At 69.8% G+C, this 20,848-nt stretch carries 16 protein-coding genes; 13 read left to right on the top strand and 3 right to left on the bottom strand.

The window, feature by feature from the left end; genetic code table 11:
• Positions 1 to 16: 16 nt before the first annotated feature.
• Complete coding sequence (gene pdxR, locus E1286_RS25715) at positions 17 to 1,414, bottom strand: MocR-like pyridoxine biosynthesis transcription factor PdxR (protein WP_132616256.1); 1,398 nt, start codon at positions 1,412 to 1,414, stop codon at positions 17 to 19.
• 76 nt (positions 1,415 to 1,490) lie between these two features.
• Here pdxR and E1286_RS25710 point away from each other — a divergent pair, with 76 nt between their 5' ends.
• The gene (locus E1286_RS25710) at positions 1,491 to 2,237 is read left to right on the top strand and encodes a metallophosphoesterase (RefSeq protein ID WP_132616255.1); all 747 of its coding nucleotides are present in this window, start codon (positions 1,491 to 1,493) and stop codon (positions 2,235 to 2,237) included.
• Positions 2,238 to 2,305: 68 nt separating this feature from the next.
• Here E1286_RS25710 and E1286_RS25705 read toward each other — a convergent pair whose 3' ends face one another.
• Positions 2,306 to 5,707, bottom strand: a complete 3,402-nt coding sequence (locus E1286_RS25705) for an alpha-L-arabinofuranosidase C-terminal domain-containing protein (RefSeq protein ID WP_132616253.1) — start codon at positions 5,705 to 5,707, stop codon at positions 2,306 to 2,308.
• Positions 5,708 to 5,980: 273 nt separating this feature from the next.
• Between E1286_RS25705 and E1286_RS25700 the strand changes: the two genes are divergently transcribed.
• The 11 genes from E1286_RS25700 (at position 5,981) to araA (ending at position 19,721) form a co-directional block, all read left to right on the top strand.
• Entirely contained in the window at positions 5,981 to 6,982 is a 1,002-nt protein-coding gene (locus E1286_RS25700) for an ABC transporter substrate-binding protein (RefSeq protein ID WP_223190364.1), read from the top strand.
• Between the two features lie 206 nt (positions 6,983 to 7,188).
• Positions 7,189 to 8,697, top strand: a complete 1,509-nt coding sequence (locus E1286_RS25695) for a sugar ABC transporter ATP-binding protein (RefSeq protein WP_132616251.1) — start codon at positions 7,189 to 7,191, stop codon at positions 8,695 to 8,697.
• Positions 8,698 to 9,711, top strand: coding sequence for an ABC transporter permease (locus E1286_RS25690; RefSeq protein ID WP_132616249.1), 1,014 nt, complete (start codon positions 8,698 to 8,700; stop codon positions 9,709 to 9,711).
• On the top strand, positions 9,708 to 10,691 hold the full coding sequence (yjfF, locus tag E1286_RS25685) for a galactofuranose ABC transporter, permease protein YjfF (protein WP_132616247.1): 984 nt from the start codon (positions 9,708 to 9,710) through the stop codon (positions 10,689 to 10,691). The genes E1286_RS25690 and yjfF overlap by 4 nt, the downstream gene beginning before the upstream one ends.
• Before the next feature lie 194 nt (positions 10,692 to 10,885).
• Positions 10,886 to 12,004: a multiple monosaccharide ABC transporter substrate-binding protein gene (chvE, locus tag E1286_RS25680; RefSeq protein ID WP_132616245.1), complete on the top strand. Its 1,119-nt coding sequence runs from the start codon at positions 10,886 to 10,888 to the stop codon at positions 12,002 to 12,004.
• Between the two features lie 60 nt (positions 12,005 to 12,064).
• Complete coding sequence (gene mmsA / locus E1286_RS25675) at positions 12,065 to 13,594, top strand: multiple monosaccharide ABC transporter ATP-binding protein (RefSeq protein ID WP_132616243.1); 1,530 nt, start codon at positions 12,065 to 12,067, stop codon at positions 13,592 to 13,594.
• Positions 13,595 to 13,599: 5 nt separating this feature from the next.
• Positions 13,600 to 14,859, top strand: a complete 1,260-nt coding sequence (mmsB, locus tag E1286_RS25670; RefSeq protein ID WP_187368221.1) for a multiple monosaccharide ABC transporter permease — start codon at positions 13,600 to 13,602, stop codon at positions 14,857 to 14,859.
• Between the two features lie 65 nt (positions 14,860 to 14,924).
• The gene (locus tag E1286_RS25665; protein WP_132616287.1) at positions 14,925 to 15,908 is read left to right on the top strand and encodes a LacI family DNA-binding transcriptional regulator; all 984 of its coding nucleotides are present in this window, start codon (positions 14,925 to 14,927) and stop codon (positions 15,906 to 15,908) included.
• A 68-nt stretch (positions 15,909 to 15,976) separates the two neighbouring features.
• Positions 15,977 to 17,626 (top strand): ribulokinase, encoded by a 1,650-nt coding sequence (gene araB / locus E1286_RS25660; protein ID WP_132616285.1) that lies wholly within the window; start codon positions 15,977 to 15,979, stop codon positions 17,624 to 17,626.
• Positions 17,623 to 18,270, top strand: a complete 648-nt coding sequence (locus E1286_RS25655) for an L-ribulose-5-phosphate 4-epimerase (RefSeq protein WP_132616241.1) — start codon at positions 17,623 to 17,625, stop codon at positions 18,268 to 18,270. Before araB ends, E1286_RS25655 begins: the two co-directional genes overlap by 4 nt.
• A complete protein-coding gene (gene araA / locus E1286_RS25650) occupies positions 18,267 to 19,721 on the top strand; it encodes an L-arabinose isomerase (protein ID WP_132616239.1) in 1,455 nt (484 codons plus the stop codon). Before E1286_RS25655 ends, araA begins: the two co-directional genes overlap by 4 nt.
• Here the strand turns inward: araA and E1286_RS25645 are convergent.
• Entirely contained in the window at positions 19,718 to 20,065 is a 348-nt protein-coding gene (locus tag E1286_RS25645; RefSeq protein ID WP_132616237.1) for a PLD nuclease N-terminal domain-containing protein, read from the bottom strand. The genes araA and E1286_RS25645 overlap by 4 nt on opposite strands.
• A 94-nt stretch (positions 20,066 to 20,159) precedes the next feature.
• Between E1286_RS25645 and E1286_RS25640 the strand changes: the two genes are divergently transcribed.
• Positions 20,160 to 20,848 (top strand): FAD-binding protein (locus tag E1286_RS25640; RefSeq protein WP_132616235.1); only part of this gene is annotated, 689 nt, incomplete at its 3' end.

Raw genomic sequence — 20,848 nt, 5'->3', positions numbered from 1 at the left:
CCCTCCGCCGTGTGCTTCACCCGGACAACGAGCGTGCGGCGCGCCGGGTTCCCGCGAGCGTCTCGGCGAGCGCGGCGAGCGCGTGCGGGTAGGCGCGTTCGGAGGGCGCGGCGTACCCGATGAGCAGGCCGTCGTGGCCCGCGTCGTGCCAGAGCGGGGACGCCGGGCGCAGGGCGATGCCGCGGTGCTCGCACGCGGCCAGCACCTCCGCCTCCGACGGGCCGTCCCCGGGCAGCAGGAGGAGGGCGCGCAGGCCCGCCGCCACGCCGGGCAGCCGCGCGCCGGGCAGCGCGTCGCGCAGGCGGGCGCGCAGCAGGTCGCGGCGGCGTCGGTAGCGCAGGCGGGCGGCGCGGATGTGCCGGTCGTAGTCGTGCGTCTCGATCAGCCTGGCGAGCACGAGCTGGCCGAGCACCTCGGTGTGCGCGTCGGCGTACAGCTTGGCCTCGGTGACCGGGCCGATCAGCGCGGGCGGCACCGCCATCCAGGCCAGGCGCAGCGCCGGCGCGAGAGACTCCGACGTGGTGCCGCAGTAGACCACCCGGTCGGGCGCCGTGGCCTGGAGCGCGCCGACGGGCTGCCGGTCGTAGCGGAACTCGCCGTCGTAGTCGTCCTCGACCACCAGGCCGCCCCACGCGCGCAGCGCGCGGCGGCGGCGCGGGTGCAGGGGGACGCCCATCGGGTACTGGTGCGCGGGCGTCACGACCGCCGCCGTGATCTCGGAGGTCAGCAGGTCGGTACGGGCGCCGAGCTCGTCCACCGGCAGCGGGACGATCTCGCACCCGGCGCGCGAGACCACCCCGCGGTAGAAGTCGTGGCCCGGGTCCTCCATGGCGACGGTGCCGCCGACGACCGTGGCGAGGAGGTTGAGCGCCTGGACGAACCCCGTCGTGACCACGATCAGCTCGGGATCGGCGAGCACCCCGCGGGTCCTGGCGAGGTAGCCGGCGAGCGCCGCCCGCAGCTCGATCCGGCCACGCGGGTCGCACGGGCCCAGCACCCCGGCGGGCGCGGTCGCCAGCACGTGCCGCGTCGCCCGCAGCCACGCGCGGGCCGGAAAGGCGGACACGTCGGGCTGCCCCGGCCGCAGATCGTGTACCGGCTCCCCATCCGCGCCCGAAGGGATCCGCGCGGGCTCGACCGGGGTGGTGGCCGGGAGGGCCACCTCGGTGGCGGCGCCGGGGCGGCTGATCAGGTAGCCCTCCGCGACGAGCTGGTCGTACGCCGCCGTCACCGTGCCGCGGGACAGCCGCAGCTCGGCGGCGAGGGAGCGGGTCGAGGGCAGCCGGGCGCCCGGCAGGAGACGGCCGTCCCCGATCGCCCGGCGCAGCGCGTCCTCCAGCGCCCGCCGCCGCCCGCCCTGCGAGGAGAGCTCCAGATGCAGGTCCACTCCCGAACTGGCCCAATCTTCCGGCACAGGACCGGATCTTACGGCTGGTCCGGTGCCGGTCCTAGCGTGTGTCGTGCCTTGAAGAACCGGAAGGACACATCACATGATCGTGATCGCTCACCTGAGCGACATCCACATCGGCGCCACCCCTGAGAGCGCCGGACGCGCCGACGCCGTCATGCGCACACTCGACGAGCTGCCCCACGACCTCGACGCCGTCCTCGTCACCGGCGACATCGCCGACCACGGGCTGGACGAGGAGTACGAGACCGCGGCCAAGCTGCTCGCCTCGCGGCATCCCGTCCTGGCCGGGCCGGGCAACCATGACGTGCGGGCCGCGTTCCGTCGTGTGCTGCTGGGGGAGGAGGGCGGGGACGGGCCCGTCAACCAGGTGCTGCGTACGGAGCGGGCGGTCTACGCGATGTGCGACTCGTCCATTCCGGGTGACGACGCCGGGCATCTCGACGACGAGACGCTCGGGTGGCTGCAGGGAGTGCTGGACGGAACGGAACTGCCGGTCTTCGTGGCCTTTCACCACCCGCCGGTGAGGCTGCACAGCCCGGAGGCGGACGGGATCCGGCTGCTGCGGCCGGAGCGGTTGGAGTCGGTGCTGGCGGGGCGTTCGAACGTGGCGGGGGTGCTGGTCGGGCATGCCCACACGGCCGCGGCCGGCACGTTCGCCGGGCGGCCGTTGCTCGTGGGCGGGGGCGTGGTGTCCACGCTCAAGCTGCCTTGGGAGGGCGGCGTGGGGTTCGACGCCTGTCTGGACTACGACCTTCCTGCGGTGATCGCGTTCCATGTCCTGGACGAGGACGGGGGCCTCACCACCCACTACCGCGTGGTCCCGTAGGGGCCGGGGAGGCGAACCTTCGGGGGTGCGGCCGGCGTTCGGTGGCTCGCACCCCCGACGGGTCGCGGTCAGCGTTCGGTCAGGGGGATGAAGGTCACTGAGTGGGCCGGGAAGTCGTAGGTGAAGGTCGAGGAGAAGCCGCTCTGCTGGTGCCGGACCGGAGAGATGCGGTCCGGGTCGGACAGGGAGTTGGTGTCGGAGGGGGCGCCGGTCAGGCTCGTGACCGTGGCGGTGGGGCGGACGCGGGTGGGGCCGAGGTCCACGTTCGCGCGGACGGCGGTGTCCTGGGCGTTGACGACCTTGAGGGTCACCGACGTTCCGTCCCGGGAGACGACCTGGTAGAGGGGCTCGACCCGCGAGTCGTCCACGACGGAGTTGACCTGCTGCCCGTCCAGCCAGGTCGTGATGCGGCGACCGCTGACCTGGATCTTCAGGTGGTGGTCGCGGCCGGTCCGGACGGTGTGGGACGAGGTGGCGACGGACGACTTGCCGCCGTTGACGGCCTTCTCGATGGCCGACTGGGTGTTGTTCCAGCCGCCGACGTTCCACCAGTAGAAGTTGCCGGTGTCGCGCACCCCGAACATCACCAGGAAGCCCTCCGCGCCGGCGGTCTTGCGGGCGGTCACCTCGATCGTGTAGTCCGACCAGTCGGCCGAGCCGGCGGTGGAGCGGGCGTCCGCGATCTGAGCGGTCTGTACGTACGCGCCGTCCTGGACGGTCCACGTGCCCAGGCCGGGCGTCCAGTTACCGGCGCCGGCCGAGCAGTCGTCGGCCAGCAGCACGGTGCCGTCCGCGGCGGTGACCTTCACGTCGTCGTAGCGGACGGCGGTGTTCCAGGAGCCGAGGCCGACGGCGCCGGTGATGTCCTCGACGGGCCCGGTCTCGCCCTCGAACGCGCTCGGCACCACCCGCTCGCCCACGTTCGTGGCGAACAGGCGCTGGACGTGGTAGCTCGGCGAGCCGTACGCCTCGTCGTTGTCGAACCAGATGAGGTCCGGCGTCCAGTCCACGTAGTCGACGTTGGCCAGCAGCGGCGCGTACGAGGCCAGCTCCACGACGTCGGAGTTGCGCTCGATACCCGTCATGTACGACGCCTCCGCCAGGGCGTTGTAGAACGTGTTGCCCTGCGAGGCGTACTCGCCCACGAACACCTTGGGGCCCTCGCGGTCGTAGGAGTCGTAGCGGCGGTTGTTGGTCAGGAACCAGCTGGTGTTGTTGTAGTAGTGCTCGTCGACCAGGTCGGCCTGCTGATCGCGGGCGAACTGCCACATCCGGTCGAACCAGGCGCCCTGCGACGTCTGCCCCGAGTTGCTGATGATCTTGATGTCCGGGTACTCGGCCCTGACGGCGTCCGCGAACTTCGGATAGTTCGCGAAGAACTGCTCGTAGATCTCCTCGTTCCCGAGCCCGATGTACTCCAGTCCGAACGGCTTCGGATGCCCCAGCTCGGCGCGCTTCGCGCCCCACTCCGACGTGACCGGGCCGTTGGCGAACTCGATCAGGTCGAGCGTGTCCTGCACCCACCGGGCCAGCCCGGCCTCGTCGGTCAGCGGCCGGTTCTCGCCGCAGCCGTTCACGCCCACCGACAGCACGGGCAGCGGCTCGGCCCCGAGGTCCTCGGCGAACTGGAAGTACTCGTAGTAGCCGATGCCGTAGCTCTGGTTGTAGCCCCAGAAGTTGAAGTTCGTCGGCCGCTCCTCGACCGGGCCGATCGTCTCCTTCCACTGGTAGATGCGCCGCCGGTCCTGGTTGTCCGCGTACGGGTCGTAGGTGCCGACGTTCGCCACGCAGCCGCCGGGGAAGCGCAGGAACTGCGGCTCCAGGTCCGCGATCATCTTCGCGAGGTCGGCGCGCATGCCGTTCTCACGCCCCTTGAAGGTGTCGCGCGGGAAGAGCGAGACCATGTCGAGGTCGGTACGCCCGGCCGGGGCCTGGACGACCAGGCGGCCGGTGTCGGTGGTGCCCGACGCGGTGAACGAGGCGGTGTACTTCGCCCAGCCGCCCGTCTTCACCCGCACCGTCGCCCTGCCGAGCACGGTGGAGCCCGCCTCGGCGGTGACCGTCAGCGGGGCGGCGTCCGCGCGCCTGGCCCACAGCGACAGCTCGTAGCGCTCGCCCTTCCGCAGCGGCAGGCCGCGGTTGAACCCGGCGTTGCTCACCCCGGCCGTGCCGTCGCCCGTCACGTCCAGCCGCAGGTAGTGGCGGTTGTTCGGGTTGAGCGGCTGCTCGGAGGAGATGGCGAGCGTCGCGGTGGCGCCGCGCTCGGCCTCGCTCCAGGCCGTCAGCCCGGTGTAGGAGGGCTCGTCGACCGCGTTGAACTCGAACGAGCGGTTCTGCACCAGCTCGGCGTAGAGGCCGCCGTCGGCGGCGTGGTTGATGTCCTCGTAGAAGACGCCGTACAGGTTGGGGCTCACCTTGGTGCCCGCCGCCCGGGTGTCCACGGTGAGCTCGCCCGAGGTGTAGCCCTCGATGCGGAACTTGTCCGCGTCCGTGCCCATGACGAGCCGGCCGTCGCTGATCGAGACGCTCCGGCCGCCCGAGGAGAGCGTGACCGTGCCGCCGCCGGCGTCCATGATCTCGAAGACCGACGCCGTGGAGCTCAGGCGCACCCGGTCGGACGCCCGCAGGTAGCGGCCTGTCGCGGCGTCCTTGAGCCGTACGCCGTCGCCCGAGGGCTCCGCAGTGAAGGCGAGAGCGGTCATCGGCGCCTTCGCCGAGGCCCGCACCGAGCCGGACCGCTCGGCCGACAGGTACGGCAGCGCCCTCGCGCGCAGCGTGAACGTCCCCTCAGGAACGACCCGCTCGCCCTCGGCCGCCTTGATCGCGAAGTAGTCGAACGTCGCCCGGACGGAGGTGCCGTTCTGCGCCGACAGCCCGAAGAGCCCGACCTGCCCGACCGTCAGCCGGGCGGTCATCCGGGCCGCCTCGGACCAGGCCGTGCCGTCCCAGTAGGAGGAGACGAACTCGTCGCCCGTCCGCGCCAGCTTGACGATCTCGGCCGTGGAGCCGGGACGGGGCGCGAAGGACGAGGTGAAGGCGGCGCCGACCTCGGTGGCCGTCTCGATCACCGGCCCGCCGGCGGACCCGACGTGCGCCAGCCCGGTCCGTACGTAGTCGTCCCACCCCTGCCAGGCCAGCAGGCCCGCGCTCTGGTAGTCCAGCGTGACCGGCGCGCTGAGCTTGACGACGGCCTCGAAGTCGCCGTCGGGGACGTCCACGAGGAAGAGGTTCCTGGCGTTGTTGGTGCCCTGGTGCGTGTCGCCGGTGAGGGTGTCGAGGTGGAGAGCTCCGCCCGACAGGCTCCATCTGGAGTCGTCGGGGGACAGGATCGACCAGTCCTCGCCGAGCGTGGTGCCGTCGAACTGCTCCACGACGGCGCCTTCGGGGATGGGCTCCGCGACCGAGGCCGCGGGCGTCGGTGGTGCCAGCAGGCCCGCCAAGAACAGGACCGATGAGGCGATACGCAGCATGAGTGGGGGGCTCCTCGGGTGTTAGCGCTAACAGAACGGAGAGCGTCAACGTCTGCGATTCGCGACCAGTCAAGAGTCGCGTGAAGTACCCGTCAAGACGGTTCTCTATAGCCCCGCCGTAACGTGAAGGATCCCTTGACGAGACCCGTTGTTAACGTTCACAGTCAGGCCAGGCGCCGAAAGAGGCACACGTTCATCCCGTACACGCAGGACGTATGAAGGCGGCGGTCCGCCTTGCCGATGTTAGCGTTCACAGGAGAAGGGACCCCCCACGTGTTGAAGAGGATCTCGGCGATGGTGCTGGCCGGGCTCACCGCGATGTCCCTGGCGGCATGCGGTAGCGGCGGCAGCGGTGGCAGCGGCGGTTCCGGCGGCTCCGGCGGTTCCGGCGGCGGAGACCCGATCACCATGGGCTTCGCCCAGGTGGGGGCGGAGAGCGGGTGGCGTACCGCGAACACCAAGTCCGTGCAGGACGCGGCCAAGAGCGCGGGCATCACGCTCAAGTTCTCCGACGCCCAGCAGAAGCAGGAGAACCAGATCAAGGCCATCCGCTCCTACATCCAGCAGCGGGTGGACGTCATCGCCTTCTCCCCGGTGGTCGAGTCGGGCTGGGACACCGTGCTCAAGGAGGCCAAGGACGCGAACATCCCCGTGATCCTCACCGACCGGGCGGTGGACTCCCCTGACGCGAGCCTGTACAAGACGTTCCTCGGCTCGGACTTCGTGGAGGAGGGCAGGAAGGCCGGGCAGTGGCTGGTGGAGGAGTACAAGGACGCCACCGAGACGGTCAACATCGTCGAGCTGCAGGGCACGACCGGCTCGGCGCCCGCGAACGACCGTAAGGCCGGGTTCCAGGAGATCATCCAGGCCGACCCCAAGTTCAAGATCGTCGCCTCGCAGACCGGCGACTTCACCCGGGCCAAGGGCAAGGAGGTCATGGAGGCCTTCCTGAAGGCGCATCCGGACATCGACGTGCTCTACGCGCACAACGACGACATGGGCCTCGGCGCGATCGAGGCCATCGAAGGGGCCGGGAAGGTGCCCGGCCAGGACATCAAGATCATCACCGTGGACGCCGTCCGGGACGGGATGCAGGCGCTCGCCGACGGGAGGATCAACTTCATCGTGGAGTGCTCGCCGCTGCTCGGGCCGCAGCTCATGGACCTGGCCAAGAAGGTCGTGGCGGGGCAGCAGGTGCCGGCTCGGGTGGTGACCGAGGAGACCACGTTCACGCAGGACCAGGCCAAGCAGGTCCTGTCCACGCGCCAGTACTGACTTCGCATCGGCCCGTACTCCGGCTGAGGCCACTCGAGGGCGGAGTTCCCCCGTACGTCGGCTGGGCTCTTCGCGAAGGTGGTTCGGCTGGGCCGGTGGCGTGCTCGGCTGGATTGGGGTGGTGGCGGCGGGTTCTGCTTTCGGGTGAAGGCCGCGGCCCGCTTGCGGTACGTCGGGCGGATGGAGAGAGGGGTGAGGAGGTGGAGATGGGTGAAGCCGCGGCGGTTTTGACGATGAAGGGGATCTGCAAGCGGTTTCCGGGGGTTACGGCGCTGGACGGGGTGGACCTGCGGCTGCTGCCCGGCGAGGTGCATGCGCTCATGGGAGAGAACGGGGCGGGCAAGTCCACACTGATCAAGGTGCTCACCGGGGTGTATCCGGCTGACGCGGGCACGGTCGAGCTCGGCGGTGCGACCGTCGCGTTCGGGGGGCCGCTGGAGGCGCAGCGGGCCGGGATCAGCACCGTCTACCAGGAGGTCAACCTCTGCGCGAACCTGTCCGTGGCCGAGAACATCCTGCTGGGCCGCGAGCCGCGCCGCCGCGGCCGCATCGACTGGAAGCGCATGCGGGCCAGGGCCGCCGAGCTGCTGTCGCGGCTGGAGCTCAGCCTCGACGTGTCGGCGCCGCTGTCGTCGTGCTCGCTGGCCGTGCAGCAGATGGTGGCGATCGCGCGGGCGATCGACGTGGACGCGCGCGTGCTGATCCTCGACGAGCCCACCTCCAGCCTCGACGCCGACGAGGTGGCCCAGCTCTTCCGGGTGCTGCGGCGGCTCAAGGAGCAGGGCATCGCCATCCTGTTCGTCTCCCACTTCCTCGACCAGGTCTACGAGATCTCCGACCGGATGACGATCCTGCGCAACGGCCGGCTCGTGGGGGAGTACCCGACCCGCGAGCTCAGCCCCGTGCGCCTGGTCGCCAAGATGATCGGGCAGGAGCTGGCCGCGCTGGAACGCCTGCACGGCGAGCACAAGACGTTCGACCGGCCGCTGGTCGAGGCGCGCGGCGTCGGCAGGGCGGGCGCCGTCGAGCCGTTCACCCTCACCGTCCACGAGGGCGAGGTCGTGGGCCTGGCCGGGCTGCTGGGCTCGGGACGTACGGAGGTCGCCCGGTTGTTGTTCGGCGCCGACCACGCGAGCACGGGCGAGATCACGGTCGGCGGGACACCGGTGTCGCTGCGCACGCCCCGCGCGGCCATGAACCACAAGATCGCGTTCTGCTCGGAGAACCGCAAGGAGGACGGGCTCATCCCCGACCTCACCGTGCGCGAGAACATCATCCTCGCCCTCCAGGCCACCCGCGGCTGGACCCGTCCGGTGCCGCGCGAGCAGCAGGACGAGCTGGTCAGCCGGTACGTCGAAGCCCTGAAGATCAGCCCGCCCAACCCCGAGCAGCTCGTCCGCAACCTCAGCGGCGGGAACCAGCAGAAGGTCGTGCTGGCCCGGTGGCTGATCCTCGCGCCCCGGCTGCTCATCCTCGACGAGCCCACCCGGGGCATCGACGTCGGGGCGAAGGCCGAGATCCAGCGGCTGGTCGCCCAGCTGTCCGACGGCGGCATGGCGGTGCTGTTCATCTCCGCCGAGCTGGAGGAGGTGCTGCGGCTCAGCCACAAGGTCGAGGTGCTTCGGGATCGGCGCCTGGTGGCGGAGCTGCCCAACGACGACCGGCTGACCACTGACGTCCTGATGGAGACGATCGCGAGCGGAGGGCGAGCCTAGGTGAGGCGCCTGGTCTGGCCGGCGGCGGTGCTGGTGCTGCTGCTGGCCCTGAACGTGTTCTTCACGCCCAGCTTCTTGTCGATCCAGGTCAGGGACGGCCACCTGTACGGCAGCCTGATCGACATCCTGCGCTTCGGCGCACCGCTGATCCTGGTGGCGATCGGCATGACCCTGGTGATCGCCACCGGCGGCATCGACCTGTCGGTGGGCTCGGTCGTGGCGATCTCGGGGGCGCTGGCCTGTCTGCAGATCAGCCAGGACGCCGGGCTGTTCACCGCGGTGGCGCTGGCGCTCGGGCTCTGCCTGCTGCTGGGGGCCTGGAACGGGTTCCTGGTCGCGGGCATCGGCATCCAGCCGATCATCGCGACGCTCATCCTGATGGTGGCCGGGCGGGGCCTGGCCCAGCTCATCACCGGCGGGCAGATCATCACGGTCAACAGCCCGGCGTACAAGATGATCGGCGGCGGCTACTGGCTGACCGTGCCGTTCGGGATCGTCATCGTGGCCGTGGTGCTGGCGGTCACCGCGTTCCTGACCAGGCGGCTGGCGCTGGGCATGCTGATCGAGTCGGTCGGTGGCAACGCGGAGGCGAGCCGGCTCGCCGGCATCCGCTCGCGCGGGATCATCGTCATGGTCTACGCGTTCGCCGCCCTGTGCGCGGGCGTGGCCGGGCTGATGATCAGCTCGAACGTCTCCAGCGCCGATGGCAACAACGCCGGCCTGTGGATCGAGCTGGACGCCATCCTGGCCGTGGTGATCGGCGGCACGTCGCTGGCCGGCGGCCGGTTCTCGCTGGCCGGGACGGTGCTGGGCGCGCTCATCATCCAGACCCTGACCACGACGATCTACTCGATCGGCGTCCCGCCGGAGACCACGCTGCTGTTCAAGGCGCTGGTGGTCGCGGCCGTCTGCCTCATCCAGTCGCCGTCGTTCCGCGAGAAGGTGTTCCACCGGCGCAGACGCGCGGTCGCGCCCGCCCCGGCCACGGACGAGAAGGTGCGGGTGACCACGTGAGCACGCTGACGCTCGGCCGCGGGCGGGTGCCCGCGAAGTATCTGCCGGTTCTGGTGACCGGGTGCCTGTTCGTGGCGATGTTCGCGGCGGGCGGGATCCGCTACGAGGGGTTCGCCAGCGGGCAGGTCGTACTGAACGTCTTCATCGACAACGCGTTCCTGCTGGTGGTCGCGATCGGGCTGACGTTCGTGATCCTCACCGGGGGCATCGACCTGTCGGTCGGGTCGGTGGTCGCGCTGTCGACGATGATCGCGGCCGCCCTCATGGAGGGGCCGGGGTGGCCGCCGTACCTGGTGATCCCGCTGGTGCTGGCCGTCGGGTCGGGGCTGGGGCTGGTGATGGGGTACGTCGTGCACGCCTTCGACATCCAGCCGTTCATCGTGACGCTGGCGGGCATGTTCCTGGCCCGGGGGCTGTGTTACACGATCGGCACCGACTCGATCCCGATCGCCGACCCGGCGTTCACCGTGTTCGCCCAGACCAGGATCGACCTGTTCGCCGACCTGTGGATCTCGCCGAGTGTGGTCATCGCCGTGGTGGTGGTGCTCGTGGCGGCGTACGTGCTGCACTACACCCGCTTCGGCCGGACGGTCTACGCGGCCGGCGGCAACGAGCAGTCGGCGCTGCTCATGGGGCTGCCCGTGGGGCGGACGAAGATCGCTGTCTACACGATCAGCGGGTTCTGCTCGGCCCTCGGCGGGCTGCTGCTGTCGTTCTACATGCTCTCGGGTTACGGCCTGCACGCCGTCGGCATGGAACTGGACGCGATCGCGGCGGTGGTCATCGGCGGCACGCTGCTGACCGGCGGCAGCGGCTTCCTGCTCGGCACCGTGCTGGGCGTGCTCGTGCTCGGCCTGATTCAGACGATCATCAGTTTCGAGGGGACGCTGCTGTCCTGGTGGACCAAGATCTTCATCGGAATGTTGCTCTTCGTCTTCATCGTCCTGCAACGCCTGTTCTCCGGAGGGTCACGGCGCTGACCTGCATGAAAAGTTACCGGAACGTTTCCACCAGGTTAGCTTCAACCGTTGACATAGACTTTGTTAACGATAACAATCGGCGGAACGAACGGGGCCTTTCGTTCCATTTGTCACGTTCCGTGAGCGAGTTCTTCACTCTAACCGGCAGCCGCCGCGTCCAGCGCTGCCGCGACCCCCATCGCAAGGAGATCACAATGAGGTTGGGACGAATCGGGGGCGTGGTGTCCGCCATCGCGCTCGCCGTGACCATGACGGCGTGTGGCTCGAGCACGAAGACCGTCGACGCCGAAGCCTCCGGGTCCGCGGCGGCCGGCAACGCGGGCGCCCTGATCGGCGTCACCATGCCCACCAAGTCCTCCGAGCGCTGGATCCATGACGGCGACAACGTCAAGAAGCAGCTCGAGGCCCTCGGCTACAAGGTCGACCTCCAGTACGCCCAGGACGACATCCCGACGCAGGCCAACCAGATCGAGAACCAGATCACCAAGGGCGCCAAGCTCCTGATCATCGCCTCGATCGACGGCACCGCCATCACCTCCCAGCTTCAGCAGGCGGCCGACGCCAAGATCCCGGTCATCGCCTACGACCGGCTGATCCGCAACAGCGAGAACGTCGACTACTACGCCACGTTCGACAACGCCAAGGTCGGCGTGCAGCAGGCCACCTCGCTGCTCAAGGGCCTGGGCGTCGAGGACGGCGAGAAGGGTCCGTTCAACATCGAGCTGTTCGGCGGCTCGCCCGACGACAACAACGCCACGTTCTTCTGGAACGGCGCCATGTCGGTGCTCCAGCCGAAGATCGACGACGGCACGCTCGTGGTGAAGAGCGGCCAGACCGACTTCAAGACCGCGGCCATCCTGCGCTGGGACCCGGCCACCGCGCAGAAGCGCATGGAGGACATCCTCACCAAGACCTACACCGGCGGCACCAAGGTCGACGGTGTGCTCTCGCCGTACGACGGCCTGTCGATCGGCATCCTGTCGGCGCTCAAGAGCTCCGGCTACGGCACCTCGGGCCAGCCGTACCCGATCGTGACCGGCCAGGACGCCGAGCTCGCCTCGATCAAGTCGATCATCGCCGGTGAGCAGTACTCCACCATCTTCAAGGACACCCGCAAGCTCGCGGAGCAGACCGTGAAGATGGCCGACGCCGTGCTGAAGGGGCAGCAGCCCGAGGTGAACAACACCAAGGACTACGACAACGGCACCAAGGTCGTGCCCTCGTACCTGCTCGACTCCGTGATCGTGGACAAGAGCAACTACCAGGAAGAGATCGTCGGAGCCGGTTACTACACCGAGGACCAGCTCAAGTAAGGGCCTGCCCCGGGGAACGGCGAGCGGCCGTCCCCGGGGCTCTCCCTGAGCGAGGGGCATATGACCGAGCACATCTTGCGGATGAGCGGGATCACCAAGACGTTCCCCGGCGTCAAGGCGCTGCAGGACGTCAACCTGTCGGTCCGACGGGGCGAGATCCACGCCATATGCGGGGAGAACGGCGCCGGCAAGTCGACGCTGATGAAGGTCCTGTCCGGGGTCTACCCGTACGGCGAGTACGAGGGCGAGATCCTCTTCGAGGGCGAACGCTGCGAGTTCGGCAGCATCCGCGACAGCGAACGCGCCGGCATCGTCATCATCCACCAGGAGCTGGCGCTCAGCCCGCAGCTGTCGATCGCGGAGAACGTGTTCCTCGGCAACGAGCGCGCCAAGCGCGGCCTGATCGACTGGAACCGCACCAACTACGAGGCCGCCGAGCTGATGCGGCGGGTCGGCCTCGACGAGAACCCGACGACGGCGATCGCCGACATCGGCGTCGGCAAGCAGCAGCTCGTCGAGATCGCCAAGGCGCTGGCGAAGGAGGTGAAGCTGCTCATCCTCGACGAGCCGACCGCGGCGCTCAACGACGACGACTCGGCCCACCTGCTCGACCTGCTGCGCGGGCTGCGGGACGAGGGCATCACCTGCGTGATCATCTCCCACAAGCTGAACGAGGTGACCGCCATCGCCGACTCCGTCACGATCATCCGTGACGGCCGGACGATCGAGACCCTCGACATGGCCAAGGACCACGTGACCGAGGACCGCATCATCGCCGGCATGGTCGGCCGCGCACTCGACAACCGTTTCCCGCCGCACGAGCCGACGATCGGCGGGGAGGCGCTGCGCATCGAGGACTGGACCGTCTACAGCCCCAGCCAGCCCGGCCGGAAGGTCGTGGACGGCGCGTCGCTCACGCTGCGCCGCGGCGAGATCGTGGGCCTGGCGGGCCTGATGGGTGCCGGGCGCACCGAACTGGCGATGAGCGTGTTCGGCCGGACGTACGGAGTGAACATCTCCGGCAAGATCTTCAAGGACGGCAAGCCGGTCGAGATCCGCAACGTGCAGGACGCGATCAGGCACGGCCTCGCCTACGCGACCGAGGACCGCAAGCGGTACGGGCTCAACCTCATCGAGGACATCAAGCGCAACATCAGCGCGGCCGGACTCCAGGGGCTGGCCAAGCGCGGCTGGGTCAACGAGTACGAGGAGTACAAGGTCGCCGAGGAGTTCCACAAGAGCATGAACATCAAGGCGCCCAGCGTCGACAGCGTCGTCGGCAAGCTGAGCGGCGGCAACCAGCAGAAGGTCGTGCTCTCCAAGTGGATCCTGACCGAGCCTGACGTGCTCATCCTCGACGAGCCCACCCGGGGCATCGACGTCGGCGCCAAGTACGAGATCTACACGATCATCAACCGCCTCGCCGACGAGGGCAAGGCCGTGCTGGTGATCTCTTCGGAGTTGCCTGAGCTGCTGGGCCTGTGCGACCGCGTCTACACCCTCTCCGAGGGTCGCATCACCGGTGAGGTGCCGCGCCGGGAAGCCACGCAGGAACGCCTCATGCACCTCATGACCAAGGGACAGGAGTAGCTCAGATGAGCAGCATCACGCCCGCCGACGTGGAGGTCGGCGCCAAGGGCGACGGGGGAGCGCCACGGCAGCCGGGCCGGGTGTCGCTCGGCGGCCTCTCACTCAACCTGCGATCGAGCGGTATCTACATCGCCTTCGCCCTGATCATCGCGCTGTTCTCGGTGCTGACCGACGGCGCGCTGCTCACGCCGCAGAACATCTCGAACATCATCGTCCAGAACTCCTATGTCCTGATCCTCGCGATCGGGATGATCCTGATCATCATCGCCGGTCACATCGACCTGTCGGTCGGCTCGGTGGTGGCGGTCACGGGAGCGCTGTCGGCGGTCCTCATGGTCAACATGGGCTTGCCGTGGCCGCTGGCGCTGCTGATCACGCTCGTGGCCGGCGCGCTCATCGGCGCCTGGCAGGGGTACTGGATCGCGTACTTCGGGATCCCGGCGTTCATCGTGACGCTGGCCGGCATGCTGCTGTTCCGCGCGCTGACCCTGACCGTGCTGGGCAACCAGGGCATCGGCCCGTTCCCCGACCAGGTCCGTACGCTGGCCAACGGCTTCACCAACGGCTACCTCGGCAACATCGGCCTCGGCCCGCTCGGCGGCGCCGACCTGTTCAGCCTGTTGATCGGCCTGGTGGCGATCGCCGGCATGTTCGCCTCCCAGTGGCGCAGCCGCAACGCCCGCAAGGGTTACGGCCAGACGGTCGAGCCGATGGCGCTGTTCGTGCTCAAGCTGGTGGCCGGCGCGGCGCTGATCCTCTTCCTGGTGGTGCAGCTCGCCCGGTTCAAGAACCTGCCGTGGGTGCTCGTGCTGCTGGCGGTGCTCGTCCTGGCCTACTCCCTGATGGCCAACCGCACGGTCTTCGGCCGGCAGATCTACGCCATCGGCGGCAACCTCCAGGCGGCCGTCATGTCCGGTGTGAAGGTCAAGTCGGTCGTCTTCTGGATCTTCGTGAACATGGGCGTGCTGTCGGCCATCGCCGGCATCATCTTCGCCGGCCGCCTCAACCAGGCGGGCCCCACGGCGGGCAACAGCTTCGAGCTGGACGCCATCGCGGCGGCCTTCATCGGCGGCGCGGCCGTCCAGGGCGGCGTCGGCAAGGTCGTCGGCGCCATCACCGGCGGCCTGATCATGGCGGTCATCAACAACGGCATGTCCCTGATCGGCTCGCCCAGTGAGCGCGTCATGCTCGTCAAGGGCATCGTCCTGCTCGCCGCCGTCGCCTTCGACGTCTGGACCAAGCGCAGGGCCGGAGTTTCGCGCTGAAATAAGATCCTCGAAGCCCAGGGAAAGGAGAGACCGTGACGACCCCCAAGCGCCGCCTGCCGGTCATGGCCGACGTGGCCAGGGAGGCCGGCGTGTCGCACCAGACGGTCTCCCGGGTGCTCAACCACCACCCGAACGTCCGGGCCGACACCCGTGCCCGGGTGGAGGAGGCGATCACCCGGCTGGGCTACCGGCGCAACCTCGTGGCCCGCGCCCTGGTCACCAAGCGGTCGCGGACCCTCGGCGTGGTGAGCTTCGACACCACGCTGTACGGTCCGGCCAGCACGATCTACGGCATCGAGCAGGCGGCCAGGACCGCCGGCTACTTCGTCAGCATCGTGAGCCTGAAGTCGATCGACACCGACAACGTGCGCGACGCCATCGGCTACCTGACCGAGCAGGGCGTCGACGGGGTCGTGGTGGTGGCGCCGCAGCGCTCGGCCTGGCGGGCCCTGGACAACCTGCCGTCCGGCATGCCGGCGGTCGCGGTCGAGGGCATGCACAACGCCTGCGTGCCGGTGGTCTGCATCGACCAGGTCCAGGGCGCCAGGCTCGCCACCCGCCACCTGCTCGACCAGGGCCACGAGACGGTCTGGCACGTCACCGGCCCGACCGACTGGCTGGAGACCGAGGGCCGGATCGCGGGCTGGCGCGCGGTGCTGGAGGAGGCGGGCAGGCCCGTGCCCGAGCCGCTGGCCGGCGACTGGAGCCCGCGGGCCGGCTACGAGGCGGGCAAGAGCCTGGCCGCGATGAAGGGCGTCACGGCGATCTTCACGGCCAACGACCAGATGGCACTCGGCGTGCTGCGCGCCCTGTCGGAGAAGGGGGTGCGCGTTCCCGACGACATCAGCGTGGTGGGCTTCGACGACATCCCGGAGTCGGAGTTCTTCTCCCCGCCGCTCACCACGGTGAGGCAGGACTTCGCCGCGGTGGGCCGGCAGTGCATCGAGGTCCTGCTGCGGCAGATCGACATGGGACCGGCCACGGCCGAACGGCTGGTCGTGCCGCCGGGCTTCGTCGTCCGGTCGAGCACGGCCCCTGCTCGATAGGGCGGTCAGGTAGATGATGGGCATGCCCCCGGAAACCTCTGGAGTTCAATGTGAACGCTAACAGTTACGTGGTCGGAGTGGACTTCGGCACGCTCTCCGGCCGTGCCGTCGTCGTCCGCGTGAGCGACGGCGCGGAGCTGGGCAGCGCCGTGCACGAGTACGCCCACCGGGTCATCGAACACGAGCTGCCCGGCTCCGGCGTGCGCCTCGGGCCCGACTGGGCGCTGCAGTCGCCGCAGGACTGGATCGACGTGCTCAGGAACGCCGTCCCCCAGGCGATCGCTGCCGCCGGTGTACGTCCTGAGGAGATCGTCGGCATCGGCACAGACTTCACCGCCTGCACCGTGCTGCCCACCACGGCCGACGGCACCCCGCTGTGCTTCGAGACGCCCGACGAGCCGCACGCCTGGCCGAAGTTGTGGAAGCACCACGCCGCCCAGCCGCACGCCGACCGGATCAACGAGCTGGCCGCGCGCCGCGGCGAGGGCTGGCTGCCGCGCTACGGCGGCAAGATCTCCTCGGAGTGGGAGTTCGCCAAGGCTCTGCAGGTCCTGGAGGAGGCCCCCGAGGTGTACGCCAGGGCCGAGCGCTGGATCGAGGCGGCCGACTGGATCATCTGGCAGCTCACCGGCGTCGAGAGCCGCAACATCTGCACGGTCGGCTACAAGGGGATCTTCCAGGACGGCGCGTACCCGTCCGAGGAGTACCTCGCCGAGCTCGACCCGGGCTTCGCCGGCTTCGTCGGCAAGCTCGCCACCGGCGCGGTCGGCGAGAAGGTCGGCGGCGTCACGCTGGCCCACCTCGGCGGGCTCGCCGGCCGGGTGACCGCCCGGGCGTCCGCGTGGACCGGCGTCCCCGAGGGTGTCGCCGTGGCTGTCGGCAACGTCGACGCGCACGTCACGGCCGCCGCCGCCGACGCCGTCAGGCCCGGCCAGATGGTGGCCATCATGGGCACCTCGACCTGCCACATCATGCCGAGCGACCAGCTCGCGGAGGTGCCCGGCATGTGCGGCGTCGTCCGCGACGGCATCGTGCCCGGCCTGTGGGGTTACGAGGCCGGCCAGTCCGCGGTCGGCGACATCTTCGCCTGGTTCGTGGACAACCACGTCCCCGCCTCCTACGTGGAGCAGGCCGGCGAGCAGGGCCTGCACGCGTACCTCACCACCCTGGCCGAGAAGCAGGAGGTCGGCGAGCACGGGCTCGTCGCGCTCGACTGGTTCGGCGGCAACCGCTCGGTGCTGGTCGACCACAACCTCTCCGGCGTGATCGTCGGCCAGACCCTGGCCACCAAGCCGGAGGACGTCTACCGCGCGCTCATCGAGTCGACCGCGTTCGGCACCCGGATGATCGTGGAGACGTTCGAGCGGGCGGGCGTGCCGGTCGAGGAGTTCATCGTGGCCGGCGGGCTGCTGAAGAACCCGTTCCTCATGCAGGTCTACGCCGACGTGCTGCGCCGGCCGCTGTCGGTCATCGGCTCCGACCAGGGGCCCGCGCTCGGCTCGGCGATCCACGCCGCCGTCGCCGCCGGGGCCTACCCGGGCATCGAGGAGGCCGCCGCGGCCATGGGCAAGCGCACCGAGAACGCGTACGTGCCCGACACGGCCCGCGCCGACGCCTACGACCGGCTCTACGCCGAGTACCGCAGACTCCACGACTTCTTCGCCGACGGGCGGATGCTGCACACCCTCCGAGCGATCAGGAACGAGGCAAGCAAGTGAGGAAAATCGTTGCGGACCTGCATGCTGAGCTCGTCCGCTACAACCTGGTCGCCTGGACGGCCGGCAACGTCTCGGGGCGCGTCCCAGGTGCGGACCTGTTCGTCATCAAGCCGTCGGGCGTCTCCTACGACGAGCTGACGCCGGAGAACATGGTCGTCTGCGACCTCGACGGCACCCTCGTGGAGGGCGAGCACGCCCCGTCCAGCGACACGGCCGCGCACGCGTACGTCTACCGCAACATGCCCGAGGTCGGCGGCGTCGTGCACACCCACTCCACCTACGCCTCGGCCTGGGCGGCGCGCGGCGAGGCCATTCCGTGCGTGCTGACCGCGATGGCCGACGAGTTCGGCGGCGAGATCCCGGTGGGCCCGTTCGCGCTGATCGGCGACGACTCCATCGGCCAGGGCATCGTCGAGACGCTCAAGGGCCACCGCTCACCGGCGGTCCTCATGCAGAACCACGGAGTCTTCACCATCGGCAAGGACCCGAAGGCCGCGGTGAAGGCCGCCGTCATGTGCGAGGACGTGGCCCGCACGGTGCACGTGGCCCGCCAGCTCGGCACCCCGCTGCCCATCGCGCAGGACGACATCGACCGCCTGTACGACCGCTATCAGAACGTCTACGGACAGAGGAGCCCGCGTTGAAGATCTGGTTTCTGACCGGCAGTCAGGGACTGTACGGCGAGGACACGCTGCGTCAGGTTGCCGAGCAGTCGCAGGGCATCGCCGCGCAGCTCCCCGTCGAGGTGGAGTGGAAGCCCGTCCTGACCGACGCCGCGGCCATCAGGCGGATCATGCTCGACGCCAACGCCGACGACTCCTGCGCCGGCGTGATCGCGTGGATGCACACCTTCTCCCCGGCCAAGATGTGGATCGCCGGGCTCGACGCGCTGCGCAAGCCGCTGCTCCACCTGCACACGCAGGCCAACGTGGAGCTGCCGTGGAGCACCATCGACATGGACTTCATGAACCTCAACCAGGCCGCCCACGGCGACCGCGAGTTCGGGTTCGTCCAGACGCGGCTCGGCGTACCGCGCAAGACCGTGGCCGGGCACGTCAGCGACCCCGCCGTGGCCGAGCGCATCCTGGCCTGGGAGCGCGCCGCCCGGGGCGCAGCCGAGCTGCGCACGCTGAAGCTGGCCCGCTTCGGTGACAACATGCGCGACGTCGCCGTCACCGAGGGCGACAAGGTCGAGGCGCAGCTGCGCTTCGGGGTCTCGGTCAACACCTACGGCGTCAACGACCTGGTCGAGGCCGTGGACGCGGCCTCCGACGCCGACGTGACGGCGCTGGTCAAGGAGTACGCCGAGCAGTACACCGTGACCCCCGAACTGCTCGGCGAGCGGAGCGAGTCGCTGCGCTACGCCGCCCGCATCGAGCTGGGCCTGCGGAGCTTCCTGGAAGCGGGCGGCTTCAAGGCGTTCACCACGAACTTCGAGGACCTCGGCGGGCTGCGCCAGCTGCCCGGCCTGGCCGTGCAGCGGCTCATGGCCGACGGCTACGGCTTCGGCGGCGAGGGCGACTGGAAGACCTCGGTGCTGCTGCGGACGCTCAAGGCCATGACGCCGGGCGGGACCTCCTTCATGGAGGACTACACCTACAACCTCACACCCGGCAACGAGCTCATCCTCGGCGCCCACATGCTGGAGGTCTGCCCGTCGATCGCGGCCGGCCGGCCGTCGTGCGAGATCCACCCGCTCAGCATCGGCAACCGGGAGGACCCGGTGCGGCTGGTTTTCGACGCCGAGCCCGGCCCCGGCATCGTCGTCGGCCTGGCCGACATGGGCGAGCGGTTCAGGCTGGTGGCCAACGAGATCGACGTCGTGGCGCCGCCCGAGCCGCTGCCCAAGCTGCCGGTGGCCCGCGCGGTGTGGCGCCCGCGGCCGAACCTGCGCACCTCGACCGAGTCGTGGCTCACCGCCGGCGCGCCGCACCACACGGTGCTGTCGAAGGCCGTCGGCCGCGAGGAGCTGACCGACCTGGCCGAGATGCTGGGCGTGGAGCTGGTGGTCATCGACGCCGACACGACGACCGAGCGGCTGACGAAGGAACTGCGCTGGAACCAGGCGTACTACCGCCTGGCCCAGGGCTTCTAGTCGTCGTCCTGCTTCTTCGGGGCGTTCCTGCGCTGCTCCTCGGCGCGCTCGCGGCAGCGGCGCAGGAACTCCTCGTCGTCGTCGGGGTTGGTGGCGGCGAAGCGGCCGGGGCGGTCGTACTCGGGGAAGGCGCTCGGCCGGGCGGTGGCCGGGCGCAGCCGCTCGGGGCGGCCCGCCACCAGCCAGGCGACCGAGCCGATCAGCGGCAGGAAGAGCACGATGATCACCCAGAGGGTCTTCTGCAGGTTGCGGCAGAGCTCCTCCGGCGTGGTGATCGCCTCGAAGAGGCAGTAGAGCCAGAGCACGAGCGTGGCCAGGCCGGCGGCCTGGGAGAGATAGAGCACCGCACACCTCCGTCAGCGGCACCAGAACCTAGCGGGCACCGGCTGTGCTGACAAGCGGATGTTGTTGAGGAACCTGCTGTGGGAAGGTAAGGCCGTGACGCTGACCAATTGGGCGGGAAACACCGCATTTCAGGCCAAAGACGTCCATCATCCGGTTTCACTGGACGAGCTCCGGCGGCTCGTCGCCTCCTCGCCGCGCGTGCGGGCCCTGGGCAGCGGACACTCCTTCAACCACGTCGCCGACACCACGGGCGAGCTGGTCGTGCTGGACCGGATGCCCGAACGGGTGGAGATCGACGCCGCGGCGGCCACCGTGCGGGTCGGCGGCCGCGTGACGTACGCGCGGCTCGCGCCGCTGCTGCACGAGGCCGGGTTCGCGCTGGCGAACATGGCCTCGCTGCCGCACATCTCCGTGGCAGGCTCGGTCGCCACCGCCACGCACGGCTCCGGCGACGCCGTCCCGTGCCTGGCCGCCGCTGTGTCGGGGATCGAGCTCGTCACGGCCGACGGCTCGCTGCTGTCGCTCTCGCGCGGCGACGCCGACTTCCCCGGATCGGTCGTCGCGCTCGGCGCCCTCGGCGTCGTCACCTCGCTCACACTGGACCTGGTGCCCGCCTTCGAGCTGCGCCAGTACGTCCGGGAGGGCCTGCCCCTGGACGCCCTCGACCACTTCGACGCGATCATGTCGAGCGGCTACAGCGTCAGCCTGTTCACCGACTGGCGCGACACCCGCGTCTGGGTCAAGCGCGCCGAGGAGCTGACCGACCCCGACTGGTACGGCAC

Origin of the sequence: Nonomuraea terrae (assembly GCF_004348995.1) — a bacterium.
Taxonomy (GTDB): Bacteria; Actinomycetota; Actinomycetes; order Streptosporangiales; family Streptosporangiaceae; genus Nonomuraea; species Nonomuraea terrae.
Note: the sequence above shows the minus strand (reverse complement) of the source record. Positions and strands in the feature narration are given on the sequence as shown.

Bases quoted from the DNA above. Each gene is read 5' to 3' on its own strand.
- E1286_RS25705 (WP_132616253.1), bottom strand. From the start codon at position 5,707: ATGCTGCGTATCGCCTCATCGGTCCTGTTCTTGGCGGGCCTGCTGGCA.
- mmsB (WP_187368221.1), top strand. From the start codon at position 13,600: ATGAGCAGCATCACGCCCGCCGACGTGGAGGTCGGCGCCAAGGGCGAC.
- E1286_RS25695 (WP_132616251.1), top strand. From the start codon at position 7,189: ATGGGTGAAGCCGCGGCGGTTTTGACGATGAAGGGGATCTGCAAGCGG.
- mmsA (WP_132616243.1), top strand. From the start codon at position 12,065: ATGACCGAGCACATCTTGCGGATGAGCGGGATCACCAAGACGTTCCCC.
- E1286_RS25665 (WP_132616287.1), top strand. From the start codon at position 14,925: ATGGCCGACGTGGCCAGGGAGGCCGGCGTGTCGCACCAGACGGTCTCC.
- chvE (WP_132616245.1), top strand. From the start codon at position 10,886: ATGAGGTTGGGACGAATCGGGGGCGTGGTGTCCGCCATCGCGCTCGCC.
- E1286_RS25710 (WP_132616255.1), top strand. From the start codon at position 1,491: ATGATCGTGATCGCTCACCTGAGCGACATCCACATCGGCGCCACCCCT.